General features: G+C 70.8%; 14 protein-coding genes. 3 read left to right on the top strand and 11 right to left on the bottom strand.

The features are described 5' to 3' along the window. Positions 1–77: 77 nt before the first annotated feature. From OG524_RS27340 to OG524_RS27325, 4 genes are all read right to left on the bottom strand, one after another. Positions 78–1889 (bottom strand): DUF4153 domain-containing protein, encoded by a 1812-nt coding sequence (locus OG524_RS27340; protein WP_405811829.1) that lies wholly within the window; start codon positions 1887–1889, stop codon positions 78–80. 283 nt (positions 1890–2172) lie between these two features. Next, a complete protein-coding gene (locus OG524_RS27335) occupies positions 2173–3081 on the bottom strand; it encodes an ADP-ribosylglycohydrolase family protein (protein WP_405388216.1) in 909 nt (302 codons plus the stop codon). Positions 3082–3093: 12 nt separating this feature from the next. Then, on the bottom strand, positions 3094–3753 hold the full coding sequence (locus OG524_RS27330; RefSeq protein ID WP_405388217.1) for a histidine phosphatase family protein: 660 nt from the start codon (positions 3751–3753) through the stop codon (positions 3094–3096). A gap of 144 nt (positions 3754–3897) precedes the next feature. Next, positions 3898–4503, bottom strand: a complete 606-nt coding sequence (locus OG524_RS27325; RefSeq protein ID WP_405811828.1) for a YdbC family protein — start codon at positions 4501–4503, stop codon at positions 3898–3900. 203 nt (positions 4504–4706) lie between these two features. Between OG524_RS27325 and OG524_RS27320 the strand changes: the two genes are divergently transcribed. Beyond that, positions 4707–5237, top strand: coding sequence for a TerD family protein (locus OG524_RS27320; RefSeq protein ID WP_405388219.1), 531 nt, complete (start codon positions 4707–4709; stop codon positions 5235–5237). 475 nt (positions 5238–5712) lie between these two features. Here the strand turns inward: OG524_RS27320 and OG524_RS27315 are convergent, their stop codons facing one another. Continuing rightward, positions 5713–8622, bottom strand: coding sequence for a vitamin B12-dependent ribonucleotide reductase (locus OG524_RS27315; RefSeq protein WP_405811827.1), 2910 nt, complete (start codon positions 8620–8622; stop codon positions 5713–5715). Positions 8623–8780: 158 nt separating this feature from the next. Continuing rightward, on the bottom strand, positions 8781–9296 hold the full coding sequence (nrdR, locus tag OG524_RS27310) for a transcriptional regulator NrdR (RefSeq protein WP_405388221.1): 516 nt from the start codon (positions 9294–9296) through the stop codon (positions 8781–8783). A gap of 581 nt (positions 9297–9877) precedes the next feature. On the opposite strand from nrdR, the gene lexA reads away from it, so the two are divergent. Next, positions 9878–10675: a transcriptional repressor LexA gene (gene lexA / locus OG524_RS27305; RefSeq protein WP_405388222.1), complete on the top strand. Its 798-nt coding sequence runs from the start codon at positions 9878–9880 to the stop codon at positions 10673–10675. Positions 10676–10834: 159 nt separating this feature from the next. On the opposite strand, the gene OG524_RS27300 is transcribed toward lexA, so the two are convergent. The 5 genes from OG524_RS27300 to OG524_RS27280 are packed head-to-tail and all read right to left on the bottom strand — an operon-like array spanning position 10835 to position 19064. Continuing rightward, positions 10835–12805, bottom strand: coding sequence for an ATP-dependent DNA helicase (locus OG524_RS27300; protein WP_405388223.1), 1971 nt, complete (start codon positions 12803–12805; stop codon positions 10835–10837). A gap of 50 nt (positions 12806–12855) precedes the next feature. Beyond that, complete coding sequence (locus tag OG524_RS27295; protein ID WP_405811826.1) at positions 12856–14883, bottom strand: IucA/IucC family protein; 2028 nt, start codon at positions 14881–14883, stop codon at positions 12856–12858. Between the two features lie 60 nt (positions 14884–14943). Then, positions 14944–15672 carry a GNAT family N-acetyltransferase gene (locus OG524_RS27290; protein ID WP_405388224.1) on the bottom strand — a complete coding sequence of 243 codons (729 nt, stop codon included), beginning with the start codon at positions 15670–15672 and terminating at the stop codon, positions 14944–14946. Between the two features lie 40 nt (positions 15673–15712). Then, positions 15713–17644, bottom strand: a complete 1932-nt coding sequence (locus tag OG524_RS27285; protein ID WP_405388225.1) for an IucA/IucC family protein — start codon at positions 17642–17644, stop codon at positions 15713–15715. 28 nt (positions 17645–17672) lie between these two features. Then, positions 17673–19064: a diaminobutyrate--2-oxoglutarate transaminase family protein gene (locus OG524_RS27280; RefSeq protein WP_405811825.1), complete on the bottom strand. Its 1392-nt coding sequence runs from the start codon at positions 19062–19064 to the stop codon at positions 17673–17675. A 338-nt stretch (positions 19065–19402) separates the two neighbouring features. Here OG524_RS27280 and OG524_RS27275 point away from each other — a divergent pair, with 338 nt between their 5' ends. Further along, entirely contained in the window at positions 19403–20620 is a 1218-nt protein-coding gene (locus tag OG524_RS27275) for a trypsin-like serine peptidase (protein ID WP_405811824.1), read from the top strand. Positions 20621–20708 lie beyond the last annotated feature (88 nt).

Here is a 20708-nt window from a genome sequence, read left to right as displayed (position 1 = left end):
ACGGCGGGCCGCCTCCCGGATCTCCGGGGGACGGCCCGCACGGTGCTGTCCGGACATCAGGAACCGCGGATCCGGAATCAGTTCGGGTCGTAGGAGTCCTCCTCCTCGTACCCCTCCCGCTCGCCGTCCTGGCCGCCGAGGCCGTAGCACAGGCTCCCGCGGTCCTCCGCGAGGTGCCCCTTCAGGATGTCCCGGGCCCTGTCTTCGCCCCAGCTGGTGGCGTACCAAGGGGCGTCCGACGTCTCCAGGTTGCGCTGGATCCTCTCCAGGGCGCAGGACCGATACGGCTCCGGCAGCTTGTTCAACGCCGGTACGGCATCGGCGGAGAGATCGCGGAGGTACAGGACGTCGATCGTCTTGTCGGAGCCGTGCCGCTCGATGCTCTGCTCCGCGATCATCCCGTCGGGCGAGATCAGCCCGAAGGCGAGTACGCCGACCGCGGCGCTCACCGCGACGGCGCGCGGCAGCAGTTTCGCGCCGAATACGCCCGCCGCGAGGATGAGGACCAGTACGACTCCGAGCCAGAGCTCCACGGCGGTCACGGAGATCCGCAGCCTGGTCAGGCCGAAGGCGTCCACGTACAGGTCCATGCGGCGCAGCGCGGAGGCCACGACGACGAGCGTGAGCACGCACAGGACGCCCAGGACGCTCCGGACCAGGGTACGGTCGCGCGGTCCGGAGCGAGGTGCCCAGCGCAGTGCGAGTGCGATGACGAGCAAGGTCAGCACCGTGGCCCAGAGCAGCTGCCAGAAGCCCTGGCGTGCGTACTCGGCGGGGAGGAGCCCCGTCTCGTCCAGCACCTTGTCGTAGCCGCCGAGCAGTACGACGAGCTGGAGGGCGATGAACGCCGCGAAGAGGAGGTTGAGCACGATCAGCGGCAGAGCCCACTCCACCCGGTTCCGGGCCGGCCCCGGACGGAGGGTGATGCCGTCCCAGCGCACCGGCGCGGCGGCGCTGTACGCGGCGGCAAGGGCGCCGGCCAGGCCGAGCACGAAGAGGAACACACGCCAGGGGCTGTCACCGATCGACGCGTCGGGCGTGAGGCTGCCCAGGAGATCGGCGAAAGCGGCGTCGGCACTGGCGAAGAGCGCTCCGAACACGACGAGCAGCACGAGGGCCACCGCGGAAGTGCGCACCGCGGTCCGCACCCGGCCCCGGGAGTCGTCCGCACGGTCGCGCACACCGCGCCAGCCCCAGCGCAGCCCGGGCACGACCGACGGGAACAGCCCCAGCGATCCGAGGAGCACCCCCGGCCAGCTCCGGCTGCCGTGGAGCGCGAGCGATCCGAGGGAAAGGGCGCACACCACGGCGAGGAACGTCGGCCATCCCGCGTCCCGGAGCGCCGGAACGGCCAGGAGTGCCAGGCCGCCGACCGCCCAGACAGCGGTCCAGGGCCGGAGTCTGCGGCCTGCCGTCCGCGCGGCGAAGAACGCCGCCAGGGCAGCGGGCACCGCGACGATGAGCAGGTTCAGACCCAGGCCGTCACCGAGCAGCAGGCCGCTGAGCAGGGCGGTGGCGAGGACGGACCAGAGCGTGGCGGCCCCGATCGAGGGCGGCGCCGAGGGCCGCAGCCGGGACAGCGCGGCGGGCGGCTGTCCCTGCGCCCGTGCCCGGCGCTGCCACGGGTCGGCCGGCGGCGGCGCCTTAAGGTACGCGGGCACCGACGGTACGTTCGGGCCGTAGTTCTGGGGCGGGACCGATGCCACCCCGGCGGAATCCTGCCGTACGGCCCCTTGCTGTCCGGACCTCTCCTGTCCGGACAGGCCGGGTGCGTCGCTCTCCGGCACGGATGGCGCGGGTGGCACAGCTCCGGGTGCGGCCTTCTCGGCGTCCTCGGACGACGGTGGCCTCTCCGGCCGGCTGTTCGCCCCGGACGGTTGATCGGACATGGGTGACCCCTCCCCCACCGGGTCCCCTCGCGCGGCCACATCGCGGCGCGGTGTCCCCGGAGTCTCTTTAGGCGCACGCCCTTCAAGATCAATGAGGGCTGTGTGGCCGAAAGAGTAGCCCCGCGCGGGTGCGTCGACCGCCTCGCGGGCACGCTGTGGCAGGACCGTGACAGTGAACGCTGCATGACGGGCGGAAACCGTCGCCCATCGGCGAAACGTGCGACGCCGGGCCCGGAGCCGCACGGTGCCCGGCAGCACGCCATGAAGCCCGTCCGGCGGAGGGTCAGCCGAGCGACCGCGGGAGCCAGTCCGGTGGCTCCTCCGTCCGGGCCAGCCAGTCGTCCGGCGGAGCACCGGCCGGACCCGCGGCGACGACTCCGCCGACGATGGCGCACGTGGTGTCCACGTCGCCGCCCGCCTGAGCCGTCACCCAGAACGCCTGTTCGAAGTCGCCGAGGCTTCGCGCGGCCGACCAGAGGGCGAACGGCACGGTGTCGTGCGCACTCGTGCGCCGGCCGTTGCCGAGCACCGCGGCGACCGTCCCCGCGTCCCGGTAGTCCAGCATGTCGCGCGCCCTGCGCAGCCCGGCCCCGACCGCGCTGCGTGGCACGAGCGCGACGACACCGTCGAGCAGCGCCTCCGGCGTCGGCGGCCCGTCCGGTGCGGCCGCGAGCGAGGCGGCGGCCGCCACGGCCATGGCGCCGACGACGGCCTCACGGTGCTGATGCGTGGTGTACGACGAGATCTCGGCCTGATGTGTGGCCTGCTCCGGGTCGCCCGCGTACCAGGCACCCAGTGGAGCGATACGCATGGCCGAACCGTTGCCCCAGGAACCCTGTCCCTGGAACAGCGCGGACGACAGCTCGCGCCAGTCGCCGCCCTCCCTGACCAGCCGGAGCATGCGGTTCACCGCGGGCCCGTAGCCCCGGTCGAAGTCGTGGTGCGTGGCGAAGGAGCGGGCGAGTGCGTCCTGGTCGATGCGCCCGTGGGCGGCCAGGACGGCGACCACGGAGCAGGCCATTTCCGTGTCGTCGGTCCACTGCCAGTGGCCGGGCGGCAGAGCCCGGTTCTTGAGCAGTGGGTAGTTGGCCGGGACGAAGAACTGGGAGCCGAGGGCGTCTCCCACGGACAGTCCACGCAGGCTGGCCATGGCACGTTCGAAGCGTCGGTCGAAAGCGGAGTCAACGGTCATCGCCCTGCCACTCTATCCGGTGATCCCGTACGGCTCAGGGGTGCGCCACTGTTCGAAGGGCCGGTCGAGCGTATAGCGGCCGTTCGCACCGAGCAGCAGCGTCCTGGTCTCACCGTTCCCAGGATTGGACAGCGATTCGAACTCCGCCACCGACCAGTGGAACCAGCGCATGCAGAAGAGCCTCATGGTCAGTCCATGGGTGACCAGCAGGACGTTCTCAGGGTGATCGGGGTCCTCGAAGCTGCGGTGGAGGCTCTCGAGGAACGCACCGACGCGGTCGTACACGTCCGCACCGGACTCTCCCTGCGCGAAGCGGTAGAAGAAGTGTCCGTACGCGTCCCGGTAGGCCTTCTGCAGCCGGACGTCGTCACGGTCCTGCCAGTTTCCCCAGTCCTGCTCGCGCAGCCGGGGTTCCTCCCTGACCCGTACGTGCTCCAGGTCGAGGCCGAACGATCTGAACGTCTCGTGCGTGCGGCGGTAGGGCGAGACGTAGACACTGACCCGCTCGGACCCGAACTGTTCGCGCAGACCGGCACCCGTCTCCCGCGCCTGACGCAGTCCGGCCGCGGTGAGTCTCAGCGCGTGGTCGGGTTCCCGTTCGTAGACCGTGTCGTCGGCGTTGCCCTCGGACTCGCCGTGCCGGACGAGAACTATGCGGTGCGGTCGTGCCATGCGTCGACCCTAGATGCTGTCCGGCGCGATCGAGCAGTCGTGCGAGCTCCATCCGGCGTATGTGACCAAGGGAACGGCGTGTGCCCCCCGAGGAAACCACCGCCGTACGGGGAAGACAGCGGGAGACGACCGGAACACCGCCGGTCAGACCGTCCAGGACGGTTCCAGCTGCACCACGTCCCCCGCCAGCGCCGCGACGTCCCTCTCGGTCTCCGCCCGCGCCGAGAGCCGGGCAAGGCCTTCGGGCCGGTACTTGCCCCGCTCGGCGCTCGACTGCCACATCGACAGCACCAGGAACTCGTGCCCCGGCGCCTCGCCGAACACTCCGCGCAGCATGCCGGGAGAACCGGCCATCGCCGGGTTCCACACCCTCTGCTGCATGAGGGCGAAGTGGTCGACGCGGTCCTCGTACACCTGGCTGTGCGCCACCCTGACCACGTCCGCGTCGGTGAAGTGCGGCTCGAAGCCGGTCTTCACATCGAACCGGTACTCGAAGAGCTTGACCTGCATGTCCTTGTGCGTGCCGGACTGCCCGGCGGCCAGCCGGTCGTGCTCACGTGCCATGAACGAGTCGTAGAAGACGCGGTTCTCCCAGAAGGCGAACACATGGGCGACCTCGGGCCGCCCTCGGCTCCACCCGCCGCCCTGCCCCCTGAATCCGGGCTCGTCGAGCAGCCCCGCCCACTTTCGCTGCCCCCGCTCGAATCCGCGACGGTCCACCACGGTGCAACGAATCCACTTGACCAGCACTGCGCCATCGTACGGCGCCCCGAGTGGCACGGGTCACGCACCTGACGGTCCGACAGCACGAGGGCGTCGGCGACGGCCCACATCGGGCCACGCGATGGCCCGATTCCGCCTTCCGTTCCCAACGCGGTTGGATCCGCCGACAGTTACGGACATGATCTGTGGTGCAAGAGCTCCGTCGGCCCAGCAGCAGGAAGGGAAGTCCGATGAGCACTCCCAACAAGGACATCGAGAAGGTCGAAGTGAGGGTCAAGTGGGACCCCAGCCCGACCGGTGAACCGGCCAACGACCTCGACATCATCGCGGCCACCTACGAGGCGAGCGCACCGTACGGCAGCCCTGCGTATCTCGTGCACTTCGACAGCAGGTCACCCGACGGCACGATCACCCTGAACCGGGACAGCAGGACCGGTCAGGGCTTCGGCTTCGACGAGGTCATGACCATCGAGCTGGACCGGCTCTCGGACACGTACGCCAGGGTCGTCGTCGGCGTCGCCATCCAGCAGCGTGACGGCCGGAAGACCTTCGGTCACATAGAGCAGACAGCGGTACAGATCCGTGAGGGTTACACCAACCTCGCGGAGGACGACTTCTCCGGCGTCCAGGCCGCCACGGCCGCCGTCGTTGCCGAATTCACCCGGGACGAGACGGGATCCTGGGGGTTCCACTCCGCCGTTCGCGGGTTCGACGGCGATCCCGACGCGTTCGCCACGGTGATGGGAAACCGCGCCGGCTGATACCCGACGGGGTCCACGCGCCGCCAGTCCCGGCGAGGACCGGAGTCCGGTCGACGACGAGCGGCACCCGCACTCCAACGACCTGTCGGCGGCGCTGAGCGCCAGCCCGGGCGGGCAGGTCTCCCACGAACTGACGGCCGGATTCCGGCCCGCCGCGAACGCGGACCCGTCGAACAGCGGCCCGGCGGCCGAGTTCGCAGGGATCTGGCGGGACATGCCCACGATCGTGCACCCCCGGGACCCCTGGAACAGGCGGAACAAGGCGGAACAGGCCGACCCGCCCGCGTACCCGCGGTGATGCGCTGCGTCGACCTCGACGGCGGGCCCCGGCCCGTGCCCCACGACGGAACCGGAGTCCGGGGCCCCGCCGCCACCCACGACCGGCGGCCCTCGTCGGGCCCGCCGGCGGCGTGACATGCCAAGGGGGGCACCGGCCGTGGCCGGTGCCCCCCTCACTTCGGTCCGATGTCAGCTATCAGCTGCAACCGCTGGTCGAGCCGCAGCCCTCGCAGATGTAGCAGGATCCGGCGCGCTGCATCTTCGTACCGCAGGAGAAGCAGAGCGGGGCGTCCGCGCTGATGCCGAGCTGCATCTCGACCAGCTCGGCCGAGGTGTGCGCGGTCCTGGGAGCGGGCGTCTCGGCCGCGCTCTCCTTGGACGGAGCGACCGCCCTCAGCGGCTCCACGTGCACGGGAGCCGACTGGGCCAGGCTCTCGACATCGAGCTCGTCGTCCCCGAAGGAGGGCTCGTACGAACCGGTGTCCAGGTGACGCTGACGCTCCTCGGCGGAGTGGATGCCGAGTGCCGAACGGGTCTCGAACGGCAGGAAGTCGAGCGCCAGGCGGCGGAAGATGTAGTCGACGATCGACTGCGCCATCCGCACGTCCGGGTCGTCCGTCATACCGGCCGGCTCGAAGCGCATGTTGGTGAACTTGGAGACGTACGTCTCCAGCGGCACGCCGTACTGCAGACCGACCGAGACCGCGATCGAGAAGGCGTCCATCATGCCCGCGAGGGTCGAGCCCTGCTTGGACATCTTCAGGAAGACCTCACCGAGACCGTCGTCCGGGTAGGAATTGGCGGTCATGTAGCCTTCGGCGCCACCCACCGTGAAGGAGGTGGTGATCCCCGGACGGCCCTTGGGCAGACGCTTGCGGACCGGACGGTACTCGACGACCTTCTCGACGGCCGTACGAATGGTGTTCTCGGCCTTGGCGGTGACCGCCACCTTCTCCTTCTCCTTGGTCTTGGCGGAGAGGGGCTGGCCGACCTTGCAGTTGTCGCGGTAGATCGCGAGCGCCTTGACGCCCATCTTCCAGGCCTCGAAGTAGACCTCCTCGACGTCCTCGACGGTCGCCGTCTCCGGCAGGTTGACCGTCTTGGAGAGGGCGCCCGAGATCCACGGCTGGATGGCCGCCATCATGCGGACGTGGCCCATCGCGGAGATGGAACGCTCGCCCATGGCGCAGTCGAAGACCTCGTAGTGCTCGGTCTTCAGACCGGGAGCGTCGATCACGTTGCCGTTCTCGGCGATGTGGGCGACGACCGCCTCGATCTGCTCCGGCTGGTAGCCGAGGCGGCGCAGCGCCTGCGGCACCGTGCCGTTGACGATCTGCATCGAGCCGCCGCCGACCAGCTTCTTGAACTTGACCAGGGCGAGGTCGGGCTCCAGGCCGGTGGTGTCGCAGGACATCGCGAGACCGATGGTGCCGGTGGGGGCGATGACCGAGGCCTGCGCGTTGCGGAAGCCGTTCTTCGCGCCGAGGCGGATCACGTCCTGCCAGGCCTCCGTGGCGGCGGCCCAGATCGGCGAGTCCAGGTCGTCCACGTGGACGGCCCTGCCGTTGGCGTCGGAATGCTGCTTCATGACGCGCTGGTGCGGCTCGGCGTTGCGGGCGTAGCCGTCGTACGGGCCGACGACGGCGGCCAGCTCGGCGGAGCGCCGGTAGGAGGTGCCCGTCATCAGCGACGTGATGGCGCCGGCGAGCGCACGGCCGCCGTCGCTGTCGTACGCGTGACCGGTCGCCATCAGGAGGGCGCCCAGGTTGGCGTAACCGATGCCCAGCTGACGGTAGGCGCGGGTGTTCTCGCCGATCTTCTGGGTCGGGAAGTCCGCGAAGCAGATCGAGATGTCCATCGCGGTGATGACCAGCTCGACGACCTTGGCGAAGCGCTCGACCTCGAAGGACTGGTGCCCCTCGCCGTCGTCCTTGAGGAACTTCATCAGGTTCAGCGAGGCGAGGTTGCACGAGGTGTTGTCCAGGTGCATGTACTCGCTGCAGGGGTTCGAGCCGTTGATCCGGCCGGACTCCGGGCAGGTGTGCCACTGGTTGATCGTGTCGTCGTACTGGATGCCCGGGTCGGCGCAGGCCCAGGCCGCCTCGGCCATCTTGCGGAAGAGGGACTTGGCCTCGACCTCTTCGATGACGTCACCGGTCATACGGGCGCGCAGCCCGAACTTCCCGCCGGACTCGACGGCCTTCATGAACTCGTCGTTCACGCGGACCGAGTTGTTGGCGTTCTGGTACTGGACGGACGTGATGTCGTCGCCGCCCAGGTCCATGTCGAAGCCCGCGTCGCGCAGGGCGCGGATCTTCTCCTCCTCCTTCACCTTGGTCTCGATGAAGTTCTCGATGTCGGGGTGGTCGACGTCGAGGATGACCATCTTGGCCGCGCGGCGGGTCGCGCCACCGGACTTGATCGTTCCGGCGGACGCGTCGGCGCCCCGCATGAAGGAGACCGGGCCGGAGGCGTTGCCACCGGAGGAGAGCAGCTCCTTGGAGGAGCGGATACGGGAGAGGTTCAAGCCGGCGCCCGAGCCGCCCTTGAAGATCATTCCCTCTTCCTTGTACCAGTCGAGGATCGACTCCATGGAGTCGTCGACGGCCAGGATGAAGCAGGCCGAGACCTGCTGCGGCTGGGGCGTGCCGACGTTGAACCAGACCGGCGAGTTGAAGCTGAAGATCTGGTGCAGGAGGGCGTACGCCAGCTCGTGCTCGAAGATCTCGGCGTCGGCGGGAGAGGCGAAGTAGTCGTAGTCCTCACCAGCCTTCCGGTACGTCTTCACGATCCGGTCGATCAGCTGTCGCAGACCGGTCTCGCGCTGCGGCGTACCGACAGCGCCCCGGAAGTACTTGCTGGTGACGATGTTGACCGCGTTCACCGACCAGAAGTCGGGGAACTCGACGCCACGCTGCTCGAAGTTGATCGAGCCGTCGCGCCAGTTGGTCATGACGACGTCACGGCGCTCCCACACGACCTCGTCGTACGGATGCACGCCGGGAGAGGTGTGGATGCGCTCGATGCGCAGGCCCTGCTTGGTCGCAGTCGACTTGGTCCCCTTGGTGCGGGAACCTCGTGCCGGGCCGCTCGCCGTCTCTGTCATGCCGCCTCCCATACATGGGCAAAAACGCCCTGAAGTGCCCAGAACTTCCCAGGGCACAGTCTGTGTCTGAATGCTCCGGACGCCGCGTACGGCGCCACGGAACAGGTCTTGTTGCCGCCCGCTTCCGGCCTCACTGCCCCCGCCGGTCAGCCGGGTGATCAGTCAGCGGCGACAGCGGCGGGGGCGGGGACCTCAAGGGTCTCGCCGCTTCCGCCGTTCCCTGCGGGAGGCCGTTGCTCGCGGAGTTCCGCGATGGCGGCCTCGAAGTCTTCGAGCGAGTTGAACGCCCGGTACACGGATGCGAAGCGCAGGTACGCGACGAGGTCGAGCTCCTGCAGAGGGCCGAGTATGGCCAGACCGACGTCGTGCGTGGTCAGCTCCGCGCTGCCGGTGGCCCGCACCGCCTCCTCGACCCGCTGGCCGAGCTTCGCGAGTGCGTCCTCCGTGACGGGGCGCCCCTGGCAGGCCTTGCGGACACCCGAGATGACCTTGGTCCTGCTGAAGGGCTCGGTCACACCGCTGCGCTTGACCACCATCAGTGAGCAGGTCTCCACCGTCGTGAAGCGACGGGAGCAGTCGGGGCACTGACGACGGCGCCGGATCGACGTCCCGTCGTCCGTGGTGCGACTGTCGACGACCCTGCTGTCGGGGTGCCTGCAGAAGGGGCAGTGCATGGTTTCCCAACCCTCCTTCACGGCACGACCGAATAGCCTGCTCAGGTCCGGAACGGACCCTTCGCGGCAGTCACCAGCATAGGCGATGTACTTGGTCCCGAGAGACCAGGGACCACTACTTCTGGGTGGCCGAGGCAATCCAACCACTAGATCTAGGGTTTTACTCCACTCCCGCCCTAGCGCGTGTCGCGCTTCCCGGGCGGCCCGGAGGCAGCGTACGACCCGGCACGAGGGTACGGGAAACGCGTGGCCGCCCGGTTCACGGGCTCCCGGGTGGCAGACTGGCGCGGGAGCTCCGGAACGCCGCGGCGACACTCCTCGCGGGCATACGCCGGCCCGCCTGCGCCCGCACCCCCGCGCACCGGTGACGGGCGCGCGGGCGCTAGCGTGAACCCCGGGATCCGCCACGGTATCCACCGCCGGATCCCGGTGCCGATCCGGTCGGCGAGCACCTGCTCATACACCTCACGGCCAACCCGCAACAGTCCTTTATTTGTTTTTCACTCGAACGTGTGTTTGGCGCAACCTTTCGAAAGCTACTACCGTTGCCTAACTAGGGAGACCATTCGAGAGGGGCCGACGTGACCACCACCGCAGACAGTGCCACCATCACTGCCCAGGACCACCGCTCCCAGAGCCGACTTGAGCCGGTGCCTGCCATGAATGACTCCGGCACGAACACGGAGGGCCCAGAGCCCGCGAGGCCTGCGCGCTCCTTGCCCGGCCGCCCCCCGGGAATCCGGGCGGACAGTTCGGGGCTCACGGACCGGCAGCGGCGCGTGATCGAGGTCATCCGGGATTCCGTGCAGCGCCGGGGATATCCCCCGTCGATGCGGGAGATCGGTCAGGCCGTGGGGCTGTCCAGCACCTCGTCCGTCGCCCACCAGCTGATGGCTCTGGAGCGCAAGGGTTTCCTGCGCCGCGACCCGCACCGCCCTCGCGCGTACGAGGTCCGCGGTTCGGACCAGCCCAGCACGCAGCCCACCGACACCACGGGGAAGCCGGCCGCTTCGTACGTACCGCTGGTCGGCAGGATCGCCGCGGGTGGGCCGATCCTCGCCGAGGAGTCCGTCGAGGACGTCTTCCCGCTGCCCCGCCAGCTGGTCGGTGACGGCGAGCTGTTCGTCCTGAAGGTCGTCGGCGACTCGATGATCGAAGCGGCGATCATGGACGGTGACTGGGTCACGGTCCGGCGCCAGCCCGTCGCGGAGAACGGGGACATCGTGGCCGCCATGCTGGACGGCGAAGCCACGGTGAAGCGGTTCAAGCGCGAGGACGGCCATGTCTGGCTGCTCCCGCACAACTCCGCGTACCAGCCGATTCCCGGCGACGAGGCGACGATCCTGGGCAAGGTCGTGGCGGTGCTGCGGCGGGTCTGACATCCGCCGGTCCCGACCGGGCCCCGGGATCACTGCGCCGATCCCGGGGCCCTGCTGTGTCCCCGCACGCGGAGCAGCTCGGCAGGACAGTCCGCACGCGTGCCGGGCATACGTGCCTGCGTACAGGGCCCGACCGCCCCTCGCGGCCGCTCGGCCGGACTACTCGACGGCGGCCTGGGCGGCCGCGTCGATGGCCGCGAGCGAGCGCCGCGCCTGGTTCCGGTCGGTGGTGTACCAGAAGTCCGGCAGCGAGGCCCGCAGATAGCTCCCGTACCGGGCGTTGGCCAGCCGGGGGTCGAGTACGGCGACGACGCCCTTGTCCCCCGTGGCCCGCACGAGCCGGCCGGCGCCCTGGGCCATGAGCAGGGCGGCATGGGTCGCCGCGACCGCCATGAAGCCGTTTCCACCGCCCTCCTCGACCGCCTTCTGGCGCGCGCTCATCAGCGGGTCGTCCGGCCGTGGGAAGGGAATCCGGTCCATGACCACGAGCTGGCAGCTCGGCCCGGGGACGTCGACGCCCTGCCACAGCGAGAGCGTCCCGAACAGGCAGGTCCCGGGATCCGCGGCGAAGTTCTTGATCAGTTCCCCGAGCGTCTCCTCGCCCTGCAGCAGGATGGTCCTGTCCTGCCGGCCGCGCAGCTCCTCGGCGGCGGCCTGGGCCGCCCGCATGGAGGAGAACAGCCCCAGGGTGCGCCCCCCTGCCGCGTCCACCAGATCCGCGAGCTCGTCCATCATGTCGGTGCGGGATCCCTCCCGGCCCGGCGTGGCCAGGTGCCGGGCGACGTACAGGATGCCCTGCTTCGGATAGTCGAACGGGGAGCCGACGTCCAGGCCCTTCCACTGCGGGATGTCGTCGCCCGCCGTGCCTTCGGGTGCGAGGCCCAGCGAGGCACCCACCCCGTTGAAGTCCCCGCCCAGCTTCAGGGTCGCCGAGGTGAGGACCACCGAGCGGTCGGTAAAGAGCTTCTCCCGCAGCAGCCCCGACACGGAGAGCGGAGCGACGCGCACGGACGCTCCGAAGCGGTCGTGGCGCTCGTACCAGACGACGTCGTACTCGGAGCCCTGCGTGATGCGCTCCGCGACACTGTGGATGGACTCGACCGACGCCATGGCCTGCTTCCGGACGGCGTCCTCGTCCTGGACGGACTTGTCCCGGGTGGCGCCGAGCGCGGAGATCACCGTACGGGCGGCGTCACGCAGCGCCATCAGCGCGTACCCGAGGTCCTCCGGAACCTCCTCCAGGCGTCCCGGAAGGGCCAGCTCCATGACCCGCTCGAACCCCTCGGAGGCGGTCTGCAGGGCATCGGCCGCCTTCTCGTTCACCAGCTTCGCCGCGCGGCGCACCGCACGGTTCACCTGGCCGGGGGTGAGCTCGCCGGTGGCCACACCGGTGACCCGGGAGACCAGCTCATGGGCCTCGTCGACGATCAGCACCTCGTGCTGCGGGAGCACCGGGGCGCCTTCGATCGCGTCGATGGCGAGCAGCGCGTGGTTGGTGACGACGACATCGGCGAGCTTGGCCCGCTCGCGGGCCATCTCGGCGAAGCACTCCGCCCCGTACGCGCACTTCGTCGCACCCAGGCACTCGCGCGAGGAGACCGAGATCTGCGCCCACGCCCGGTCCGACACACCGGGGGTGAGGTCGTCCCGGTCGCCTGTCTCCGTCTCGTCCGCCCAGTCCCGCATGCGCAGCAGGTCCTGGCCCAGCTTGCTCGACGGGGCCGCCGCCTCGAACTGGTCGAAGAGCCCCTCCTCCTCGTCCTGCGGGACCCCTTCATGGAGCCGGTGCAGGCAGAGGTAGTTCGACCGGCCCTTGAGCATCGCGAACTGGGGGCGGCGACGCAGCAGCGGGTGCAACGCCTCGACCGTACGCGGCAGGTCCCGCTCGACCAGCTGGCGCTGGAGGGCGAGGGTCGCCGTGGCCACCACGACGCGCTCCCCGTGGGCCAGCGCGGGCACCAGGTAGCCGAGGGACTTGCCCGTGCCGGTACCGGCTTGGACGAGCAGGTGGGCGTTGTCGTCGACAGCCGCGGCGACGGCCTCGGCCATGGAGGCCTGGCCGGGGCGTTCCGTGCCGCCGACGGCGGTCACGGCGGCGTGGAGGAGCTCGGGGAGAGATGGCTTCGTCATAGCCCGACCACCCTACGGCGCACCACTGACAACAGCGATCACTCCCGGACTCACGCGGAGAGGTGCAGCGGATTGGGGACCGTGCCGTGGACCGCGGCGTGCGGGCGCTCCGGCCGGTCACGGTAACCGTCCAGATGCAGCCGGTTGCGGTTGAGGCAGAGCCGCTTGATCGTGGGCGTCAGCATGTCGAAGATCTCGAACCGCTCCTTGAGCTCGGGGAAGCGTGCGTGGTGGCGCAGGATCTCGGCACGGACGAGTGACCAGAATTCACCCTCCGGTACGTCGAGCTGTTCCTCGCAGAGCGGGGACAGATAGCGGAACACGCCCACCAGGAGTCCCGAGTGGATGAACTGGGTCAGGAACGAGGGCTCTTCCGTCAGCAGGATGGCGCGGACGTCCGCCGGCATCCCGGCGTGCTCGGGCAGCGGCCTGGCGCTGACGTTCACGTCGTCGACGAAGTCCTTGATCGCGAGGCGTACCGGCACGTCGTTCTCGTCGAAGACGACGATGGCGTTCTCGCCGTGCGGGGAGAAGACGGTGCCGTAGCGGTACAGGAAGTGCAGGAGCGGGGGCAGGACCGCCGCGAACAGGCGGGTCAGCCAGACGGCCGGGCTCAGTCCCGAGCGGGCGACCAGCTCGGCGGTGAAGGCGCGGCCCTCGGGATCCGTGTGCAGCAGCGAGGCCAGCGTACGGGCCCGCTCCCCCGGCGCGAGCCGGGGCTGCAGGGGCTCCCGCCAGATCGCGCCGAGGATCTCCTTGAACTGGTAGGGCGTCTCGGGGAGGTGGTCGTAGAGCGGGTGCTCGACCGCCACCGAGGCGACCTCGCCGAGCAGGATGACCCCGCAGGTGTCCCGCAGGAAGGGGTCGTTGTCGCGCAGCGCCTGGACCCAGGCGGTGACCGCCGGGGCGGCGAGCGTGCGGGCGGTCGGGAGACCGCGCCAGACGAGGGTGTTGAGGATCGACAACGGCAGTTTGACCGTGTGCCGGTCCGGGCGGCCGATGTTGGTGAACGTACGGATGGACTGCTGCGGGAGCCGGAGGTCGTCGTCCGTGTGCAGGGGCACGATGGCGCCGTCGGCGATCGCCGGGGCGAAGAGGGGGACGATCCATTCGTCCCACTGCCAGGGGTGCACCGGAAGGAGCAGATAGCCCTCGGGGTCGAGGCCCCGGGTACGCAGGGCGGCGGCGAACGAGGCCCGGACGGGCGGGTCGAGCTCCTGGGCGTAGAGGTGCTCGGGAGCGGCGAGCCGGGCCACGCCCCGGTAGTCGGCTATGTGCTTGCCGACGGCGATCCAGGGCAGTCTGGTGGCTGTGCGCGCTTCAGGGGTGAAGCGGGCGGCGTCGGCGGCGGAGAAGCCGAGGCGCCCCTTGTTCGCGACGAGCCAGGGGTGGCCGGTCTGGTGCCCTTCGAGCTCCGCGTACGGGAGGTCCGCGAGCTGCGCCGCCGGGAGCGCGGTGTGGTCGAGCCGGGCGTCGGCCGTGAGTGTGGTGGTGAGCTCGCGGACGAGGTGACCGAGCGTGGCTCCGTCGAGGCCGAGGAGGTGGCGGGCGCGGGCGAGGAACCTCAGCGGATCCCGGAACGGTGTGCCCTGACCGCTTCCGACCTGGGCCGTCCCCGGGCTCCCGTTCTGTGCCGTCCCCGGGCTCCCGTTCGGTGCGGTCCCCGGGCTCCCTGCCTGGGCCGTCCCCGGCGTCCGGTCCCCCGGGGCAGTCTCCCGCGTGCCGTCCTGGCCGGTCCACGGCGCCCCGTCCCGGGCCGTCCCCCCGGCTCCTCCCCCGGCCGTCCCCGCAGGGGTCTCCCGGATCGACTCCGGGTCGATGCGCCAACTGCCGTACACGCCTCGCCGGGCACGGAATCGCAGGATGGCGCCGTCGTCGAGCGGCAGCGCGTAGCCGTCGGTGCTCGCGTCGTCGTCCGCCTGCGGCACGGGGACGACGACTTCCTCGTAGGCGAACTCACCGAGCATCTTCGCGAGCAGCCGCACCGCCGCCCGGTCCCAGACCGCCGGGTTCAGCTCCGGTATGTCGAGCGGAAGGTGCGGCTCCGCCGGTGTGTGGCTCGCAGGGTATGTCGGCACGGGGACTCCTCCGGGTGGGACCGATGGGGTTCGAGCAGGGGATTCTGCGCGGCGAGTTGTTCACAGCTGGGCACGGTGCGCACGGTCGCGGACCATGAGGGCGGCCCGCTTGTCAGGCAGTTCGACCTCGGCGGCGAAGCGGAAGCCGGCACTCAGGAAGGCCGAGACGGAAGGGGTGTTGCGCAGGTCCGGCTCGGCGACGACACGGGCACAGGGCGGACGGTTGTCCAGTACGAGGTCGGAGACGGCCCTGAGCAGTACGGTGCCGATGCCCCGGCCCCGGTTGCCCACACCTCCGATGAGGAGGTGGACACCGATGTCATGGGGGCGGGACGGGTAGTGGCGGGCCAGCGGGTCGAGATCCGCGCGGTAGATCTCCCAGTAGCTCATGGGCCTGCCGCCGAGCACACCGAGGCAGGGGACGCTGCGGCCGTCGCCTTGGAGCTGCCGGCGCAGGTGCCCGGCGGTGACCGGTTCCGGCCCGGCGAGCTCCCAGAAGGCGGCGACGGCAGGGTCGTTCATCCAGCGGCTGATCACCCCGAGGTCGCGTTCGAGCTCCACCTCGACCAGTTGGAACACCCCGGCGGACGTGGTGACGGGGCGCCAGGTGCCCGGACCGCCGAGCAGATCGGGAGCGTCGGGCCGGGGGGCGCTCGCCGACGGGCTGTCGGCGAGCAGGGCCAGCAGCTCTTCGGTGAGCCGCAGCTCCAGGGTGTCCTCGACGCCGCTCGCGTCGGGTGGGGCCGCGGCGCCGGTTCCGGCCCCGGTGTGCGCATCGGCGGGACGCACCGTGACGCTCTCCTCTCGTGGGTGCGGGCAGTCGTGTCTCTCAGGTGTGGAGGGGGTTGGCGATGGTGACGTAGACGGACTGGGTGTCCACCGGTCCGACGAGCTCGTCCAGGCCGTGCAGCCGGGTCAGCAGGTTTGCCTTGCAGCGCAGTTGAGTGGTTCCGAGCAGGTACGCCGGCAGCGGGGAGCCCAGCGTGACATTCCCTTCGAGGAACCGCCGGAACGCGGCGAGGAGCAGCCGTTCGTCGGCCAGTCGCTGGGCGCCGAAGGCGCCGATGAGACCGAAGACGTTGTTGATGCCGAGGTAGTAGGCGAGCCGTTCGTCGGTGACCGCGTCGGAGACGAAGGTGTCGCTGACGGCGCCGATGCCGGGGAGCCTGCGCTCCAGGGCGGCGCGGTGGGACTCGCGGAAGTAGTAGCCCTGGTTGTCGCGGTACCGGCCGCCGACGGGCCAGCCGTCCCGGTCGAGGAGCACGAGGGTGTTCTGCTGGTGGGCCTCCAGGGCGACGCCCGCGTGGGCGTCGAGCCACAGGACGGGCAGGACCACCCGGTCGAGGTAGCGCAGGAACCACTCGGCGCAGACGGCTCCGGTCGTCCGGCCCGTGCGGGCGGCGAGGTCCGAGACGGTCTGCGCGAGCCGGGAGTGCGTACCGGCACGTCCGGGCCAGGGGCGCGGGGCCGTGAGTCCGGCGATGCACACGGCGTCGTCCGCCGGGCCGAACGGATTGTGCCGGAGCATGACGTCGAGGCCGGGGACGGGGCTGCCGTCCGGGGCGTCGACGGCGAGCCAGGCGGGGTCCCGGACGATGTCGAAGCCCGGGTGCGTCTTCCTCCACCGGTCGGCCAGTCCGGTGCTGAGCAGCCGGTGGACCTCGGCACCGCGGTGGAGTTCCTTACGCAGGTTCTCCCGGCGGGAGTTGGTGATGCGTACGCCCAGGGAGAGCTTCAGCATGACCTCCGCGCCGGGCCGGTGGACGGTGCGGACGGAGGAGGTGGGGTGCCAGCGTTCCCCGTACGGACCGAGGTCGTGCAGGAGGCCCTTGTCGAAGAGCTCGGCGACCGCCGGGCGGCGCATGAGCTCGGCTGCCTGCCAGGGGTGGAGCGGGAGGGCCGCGGCCCCGTCGGGCAGGCGCAGCCCGTCGGCATGGGGCGCCAGGAGCTCCTCCGCCGGGACCGGGCGGCCCGCCCGTGTCCAGGACGACTCGGTGGCCAGCACGGACCGGTCGACGGCCATCCAGTGGAGCGGGAAGGAGCCGCGCAGTTCGGGTGAGTAGAGGAGCGTCTCGGACTCGGAGAGACCTTCGCGGCTCTTGGGGGTGGGGTGCAGCGGGTGGCCGAGGACGAGTGACTGTTCGGCCGTGAGGAACAGGTCGGCCTCGGGGGACGCGTCGGGTGTGCGCCTGCGCTCCGCGATGAACGCGGCGGTGTGGCGTACCGAGTCGGCGACCCGGGCCACGAGGTCCGTGCCGGCGTTCCGGTCGCTCTCGCGTCCGATGAGGGAGGCCACGGTGACGGCGTCGGCGTGCGGTGCGCCGGCCGGTGCGTTCTCCAGGGCGGGGGCGCCGAAGCGGTGCCATCCCGTCGCGGACCAGTGGCCGACGGGGACGAGGAGGGCAGTGCCGCTGGCGGGCAGCGGGATGCGCAGCGAGCCGCCCTGCGGCCGGGGCAGGTCGTTCTCCCGTACCCAGCAGCGCAGCAGGTTCTCGGTGCCCGCCGTGTCCGCGGCACGGACGGGGTCGGGGTGGTCGAGCGGATCCGTATGGCCGAGGGGGTGCGGGTCCTCGGGCCCGGCGGCCTGGAGCGTTCCCGTGGGGGCGGAGGTGCCCGCGGTGTCGCGCAGGGTGCCGTGAGGGCCCGCCTTCTGGCGCGGCACGGTCGTCGACTCGACGGTCAGGAGGCTGTCCGGCAGCTCCTGTCCTCGCTGCTGGCTGGTGGGAGGGCCGTCGGCCTCGGGTGCAGGGGTGGGGTTCACGGCGGTCTTCCTTGTGAGGGGTCCGGGATCAGCGGGTCGGCCCGGCAGCGGCCCGACGGTGCGGGGAGCGCTCTGCGGCTCGCAGCGCGTCGGCGAGGCGGTCGACGACCGCCGTTGCCTGTTCGTCGGTGAGGGTGAGCGGGGGGAGCAGTCGGACCACGGCACCGTGGCGTCCGCCGAGTTCGACGATGAGGCCGCGGCGCAGGCATTCCTGCTGGACCGCGACGGCGAGTGCGGGGTCGGGCGGCGGGGCGCTGCCGCTCTCCTCGGTGACGGTGGCCGGAGCGGCCTCGGGGTCGACGAGCTCGATGCCGATCATCAGGCCGCGGCCCCGGACGTCACCCATGCTCGGGTGGTCCGCGCTCAGGGCCTGCAGACGGGCGAGCATCCGCGCGCCGAGCGTCGCGGCACGCTCGGCGAGCCGGTTCTCCCGTACGTACGCGAGGGTGGCCGCACCGGCCGCCATGGCGAGCTGGTTGCCCCGGAAGGTGCCGGCGTGGGCGCCCGGCTGCCAGGTGTCGAGTTCGGAGCGGTAGACGATCACGGCGAGCGGCAGCGAACCGCCGATGGCCTTGGACAGGACCATCACGTCGGGGACGACTCCGCTGTGCCCGACGGCCCAGAACTTCCCGGTCCGGCCGACGCCGGTCTGCACCTCGTCCGCGATCAGCGGGATGGAGCGGGTCCGGGTGATCTCCCGCATCCGGCGCAGCCAGCCGTCCGGGGCGGGATTCACTCCGCCCTCGCCCTGGACGGGCTCCAGGATCATGCCCGCCGGGGAGGGCACCCCGCCCTTGGGGTCGTCCAGCAGGTACTCGGTCCAGCGCGCGCCGATGTCCTCGCCCCGCTCGCCGCCGGTCCCGAACGGGCAGCGGTAGTTCTGCGGGAAGGGCAGCCGGGTCACACGTACGTCCGGGGCGCCGCCGGACGCGGCCAGCGCCCCGGCGGTCATCCCGTGGTACGCGCCGGTGAAGGCGAGGAGTTCGCTGCGTCCGGTCGCGGCGCGCACCAGCTTGAACGCCGCTTCGACGGCGTCCGTCCCGGCCGGTCCGCAGAACTGGATCCGCCCGTTGTCGGCGAGTTCCCTGGGCAGGGTGGCGAACAGCTCGGTCGTGAAGGCGTCCTTGACAGGTGTGGCGAGGTCGAGGACGTGCAGGGGTGCGCCGGAGTCGATGACGTTCCTGATGGCTTCGAGCACCACGGGGTGGTTGTGGCCGAGCGCCAGGGTGCCGGCCCCGGACAGACAGTCGAGGTAGCGGCGCCCGTCGGCACCCTCGATCGTCATGCCCCTGGCCCGCACCGGCACGATCGGCAGGGAGCGCGCGTATGTGCGGGCCGCCGATTCACGCAGTGCCTGACGTCGCAGAATCCCCTCGTGCGCAGGGGGAAGTGCCACCGGAGCTGGTTCGGTCACGGCCACGGCTGTGGGTCCTCCTGCTGTAACAGTTGCGTTGCACGTCGGTACGTTGCCCCAGGTACGGACCGCGCGGGTGAACGCTGTCCCGGTGCCCCCGTACGTACCAACGACGCGGGACGCCAGGGATCACGGGTAAATCGGAAGATCCTTGCGGAGACGGAACCGTGGCCCTGCCGCAGACCGTCCCCATCGGCACCGGCATAGTGGGGGCCGCACTCGGCACGGGGCCGCCGCCCCGACGTCCTCGGGTGGGCCGCGGTTCCACGGGACGGCGCCGCACGCACCGGGCAGTCCGCAGTGCAGTACCGAAGTCAGTGACGAAGTCCCAGGGGGATCACCAGATGCGACCCATGCGCCCGATCGACACCGCACGCCGCGGGAGGAGCGCCCGCCGCACCTCCCCCGTGTTCGCCGCGGCGGCCCTCGCCGCGGTCCTGACGTTCACCGCCACCGCCTGCGGGCCGGAGGAGGACGGGGCGAAGACGCCGAGCGACGCCGCGAGCCAGGCTTCCGACGGCAAGGTCACGATCCCGGACGATCTGAAGGACCGGCTCAAGGAGCACGGGATCGACCTCGACAAGTGGAGGGACGGCGAGTGGAAGAACTGGGACAAGGACAAGTGGCTGCGTGAGGCCAAGGACTACGTCAACCCGATCATCGAGGACCTCTGGGACCCGGACCGGATGCGGGATGCCGACAAGGCCCCGGAGAACCCGGTCGACAGCGACATCTCGGGCGACGACGGGGTGACCGACCCGACCCCCGCCCCGGTCCAGGCCGCCGGCCTGCAGACGCCGTACCACGACAACGCCCCGGAGTCCGGCAAGCTGTTCTTCGACGGTCCCGAGGGATCGATGGTCTGTTCCGCGACCGTGGTGAAGGACCCGGCCAACCCCGGGAAGTCCAACATGGTGTGGACGGCGGGGCACTGCGTGCACGCGGGCAAGAAGGGCGGCTGGTACCGCAACATCGCCTTCGTCCCGTCGTACAACAACACCGGTCTCTCGGTGGCCGAGCTGCAGAACGCACCCAAGGAGGAGGTCGCTCCGTACGGTGTGTGGTGGGGCCAGTGGGCGCAGACGTCCGAGCAGTGGATCGCCCAGGGCGCGGCGTCCGGCGGCCAGGGCGCCCCGTACGACTTCGCGGTCCTGCAGGTCACCCCGGAGAAGGGCTCGACGGGCAAGTCCCTGGAGGAGACCGTCGGTTCGGCGCTCCCCGTCGACTTCAACGCCCCGGCCGTCCCGGAGATGGACAGCATGACGGCGACCGGTTACCCGGCGGCTCCGCCGTTCGACGGCCAGAAGGCGCTCCAGTGCACGGACAGGCCCGGTCGGCTCTCGGTCTTCGAGGAGCAGCCGACGATGTACCGCATCGGGTGCACGATGACCGGTGGTTCCTCCGGCGGTGGCTGGGTGGCCAAGGGCCAGGACGGTAAGCCGGCCCTGGTCTCGAACACCTCGATCGGCCCGGTGACGGCCGGCTGGCTGGCCGGCCCCCGCCTCGGCACGGAGGCCAAGGGCATCTACGACTCGGTCAGTAAGAAGTACGCGGGACAGTAGGCCCGTTGTCCGCGGTCCTCGGTGCGGCGGTCGCCGGCCGGGGCCGACGGACCGGACGGCCCGCAGGACGCACAGCCGGATGGCCCGG

This window comes from Streptomyces sp. NBC_01520, assembly GCF_045040375.1.
Classification (GTDB): Bacteria; Actinomycetota; Actinomycetes; order Streptomycetales; family Streptomycetaceae; genus Streptomyces.
Note: the sequence above shows the minus strand (reverse complement) of the source record. Positions and strands in the feature narration are given on the sequence as shown.

What these genes read in the sequence shown, in the direction of transcription:
- OG524_RS27300 (WP_405388223.1), bottom strand. Translation starts at nt 12,805, where the DNA reads ATGACGAAGCCATCTCTCCCCGAGCTCCTCCACGCCGCCGTGACCGCC.
- OG524_RS27320 (WP_405388219.1), top strand. Translation starts at nt 4,707, where the DNA reads ATGAGCACTCCCAACAAGGACATCGAGAAGGTCGAAGTGAGGGTCAAG.
- OG524_RS27335 (WP_405388216.1), bottom strand. Translation starts at nt 3,081, where the DNA reads ATGACCGTTGACTCCGCTTTCGACCGACGCTTCGAACGTGCCATGGCC.
- OG524_RS27340 (WP_405811829.1), bottom strand. Translation starts at nt 1,889, where the DNA reads ATGTCCGATCAACCGTCCGGGGCGAACAGCCGGCCGGAGAGGCCACCG.
- OG524_RS27315 (WP_405811827.1), bottom strand. Translation starts at nt 8,622, where the DNA reads ATGACAGAGACGGCGAGCGGCCCGGCACGAGGTTCCCGCACCAAGGGG.
- nrdR (WP_405388221.1), bottom strand. Translation starts at nt 9,296, where the DNA reads ATGCACTGCCCCTTCTGCAGGCACCCCGACAGCAGGGTCGTCGACAGT.
- OG524_RS27330 (WP_405388217.1), bottom strand. Translation starts at nt 3,753, where the DNA reads ATGGCACGACCGCACCGCATAGTTCTCGTCCGGCACGGCGAGTCCGAG.
- OG524_RS27275 (WP_405811824.1), top strand. Translation starts at nt 19,403, where the DNA reads ATGCGACCCATGCGCCCGATCGACACCGCACGCCGCGGGAGGAGCGCC.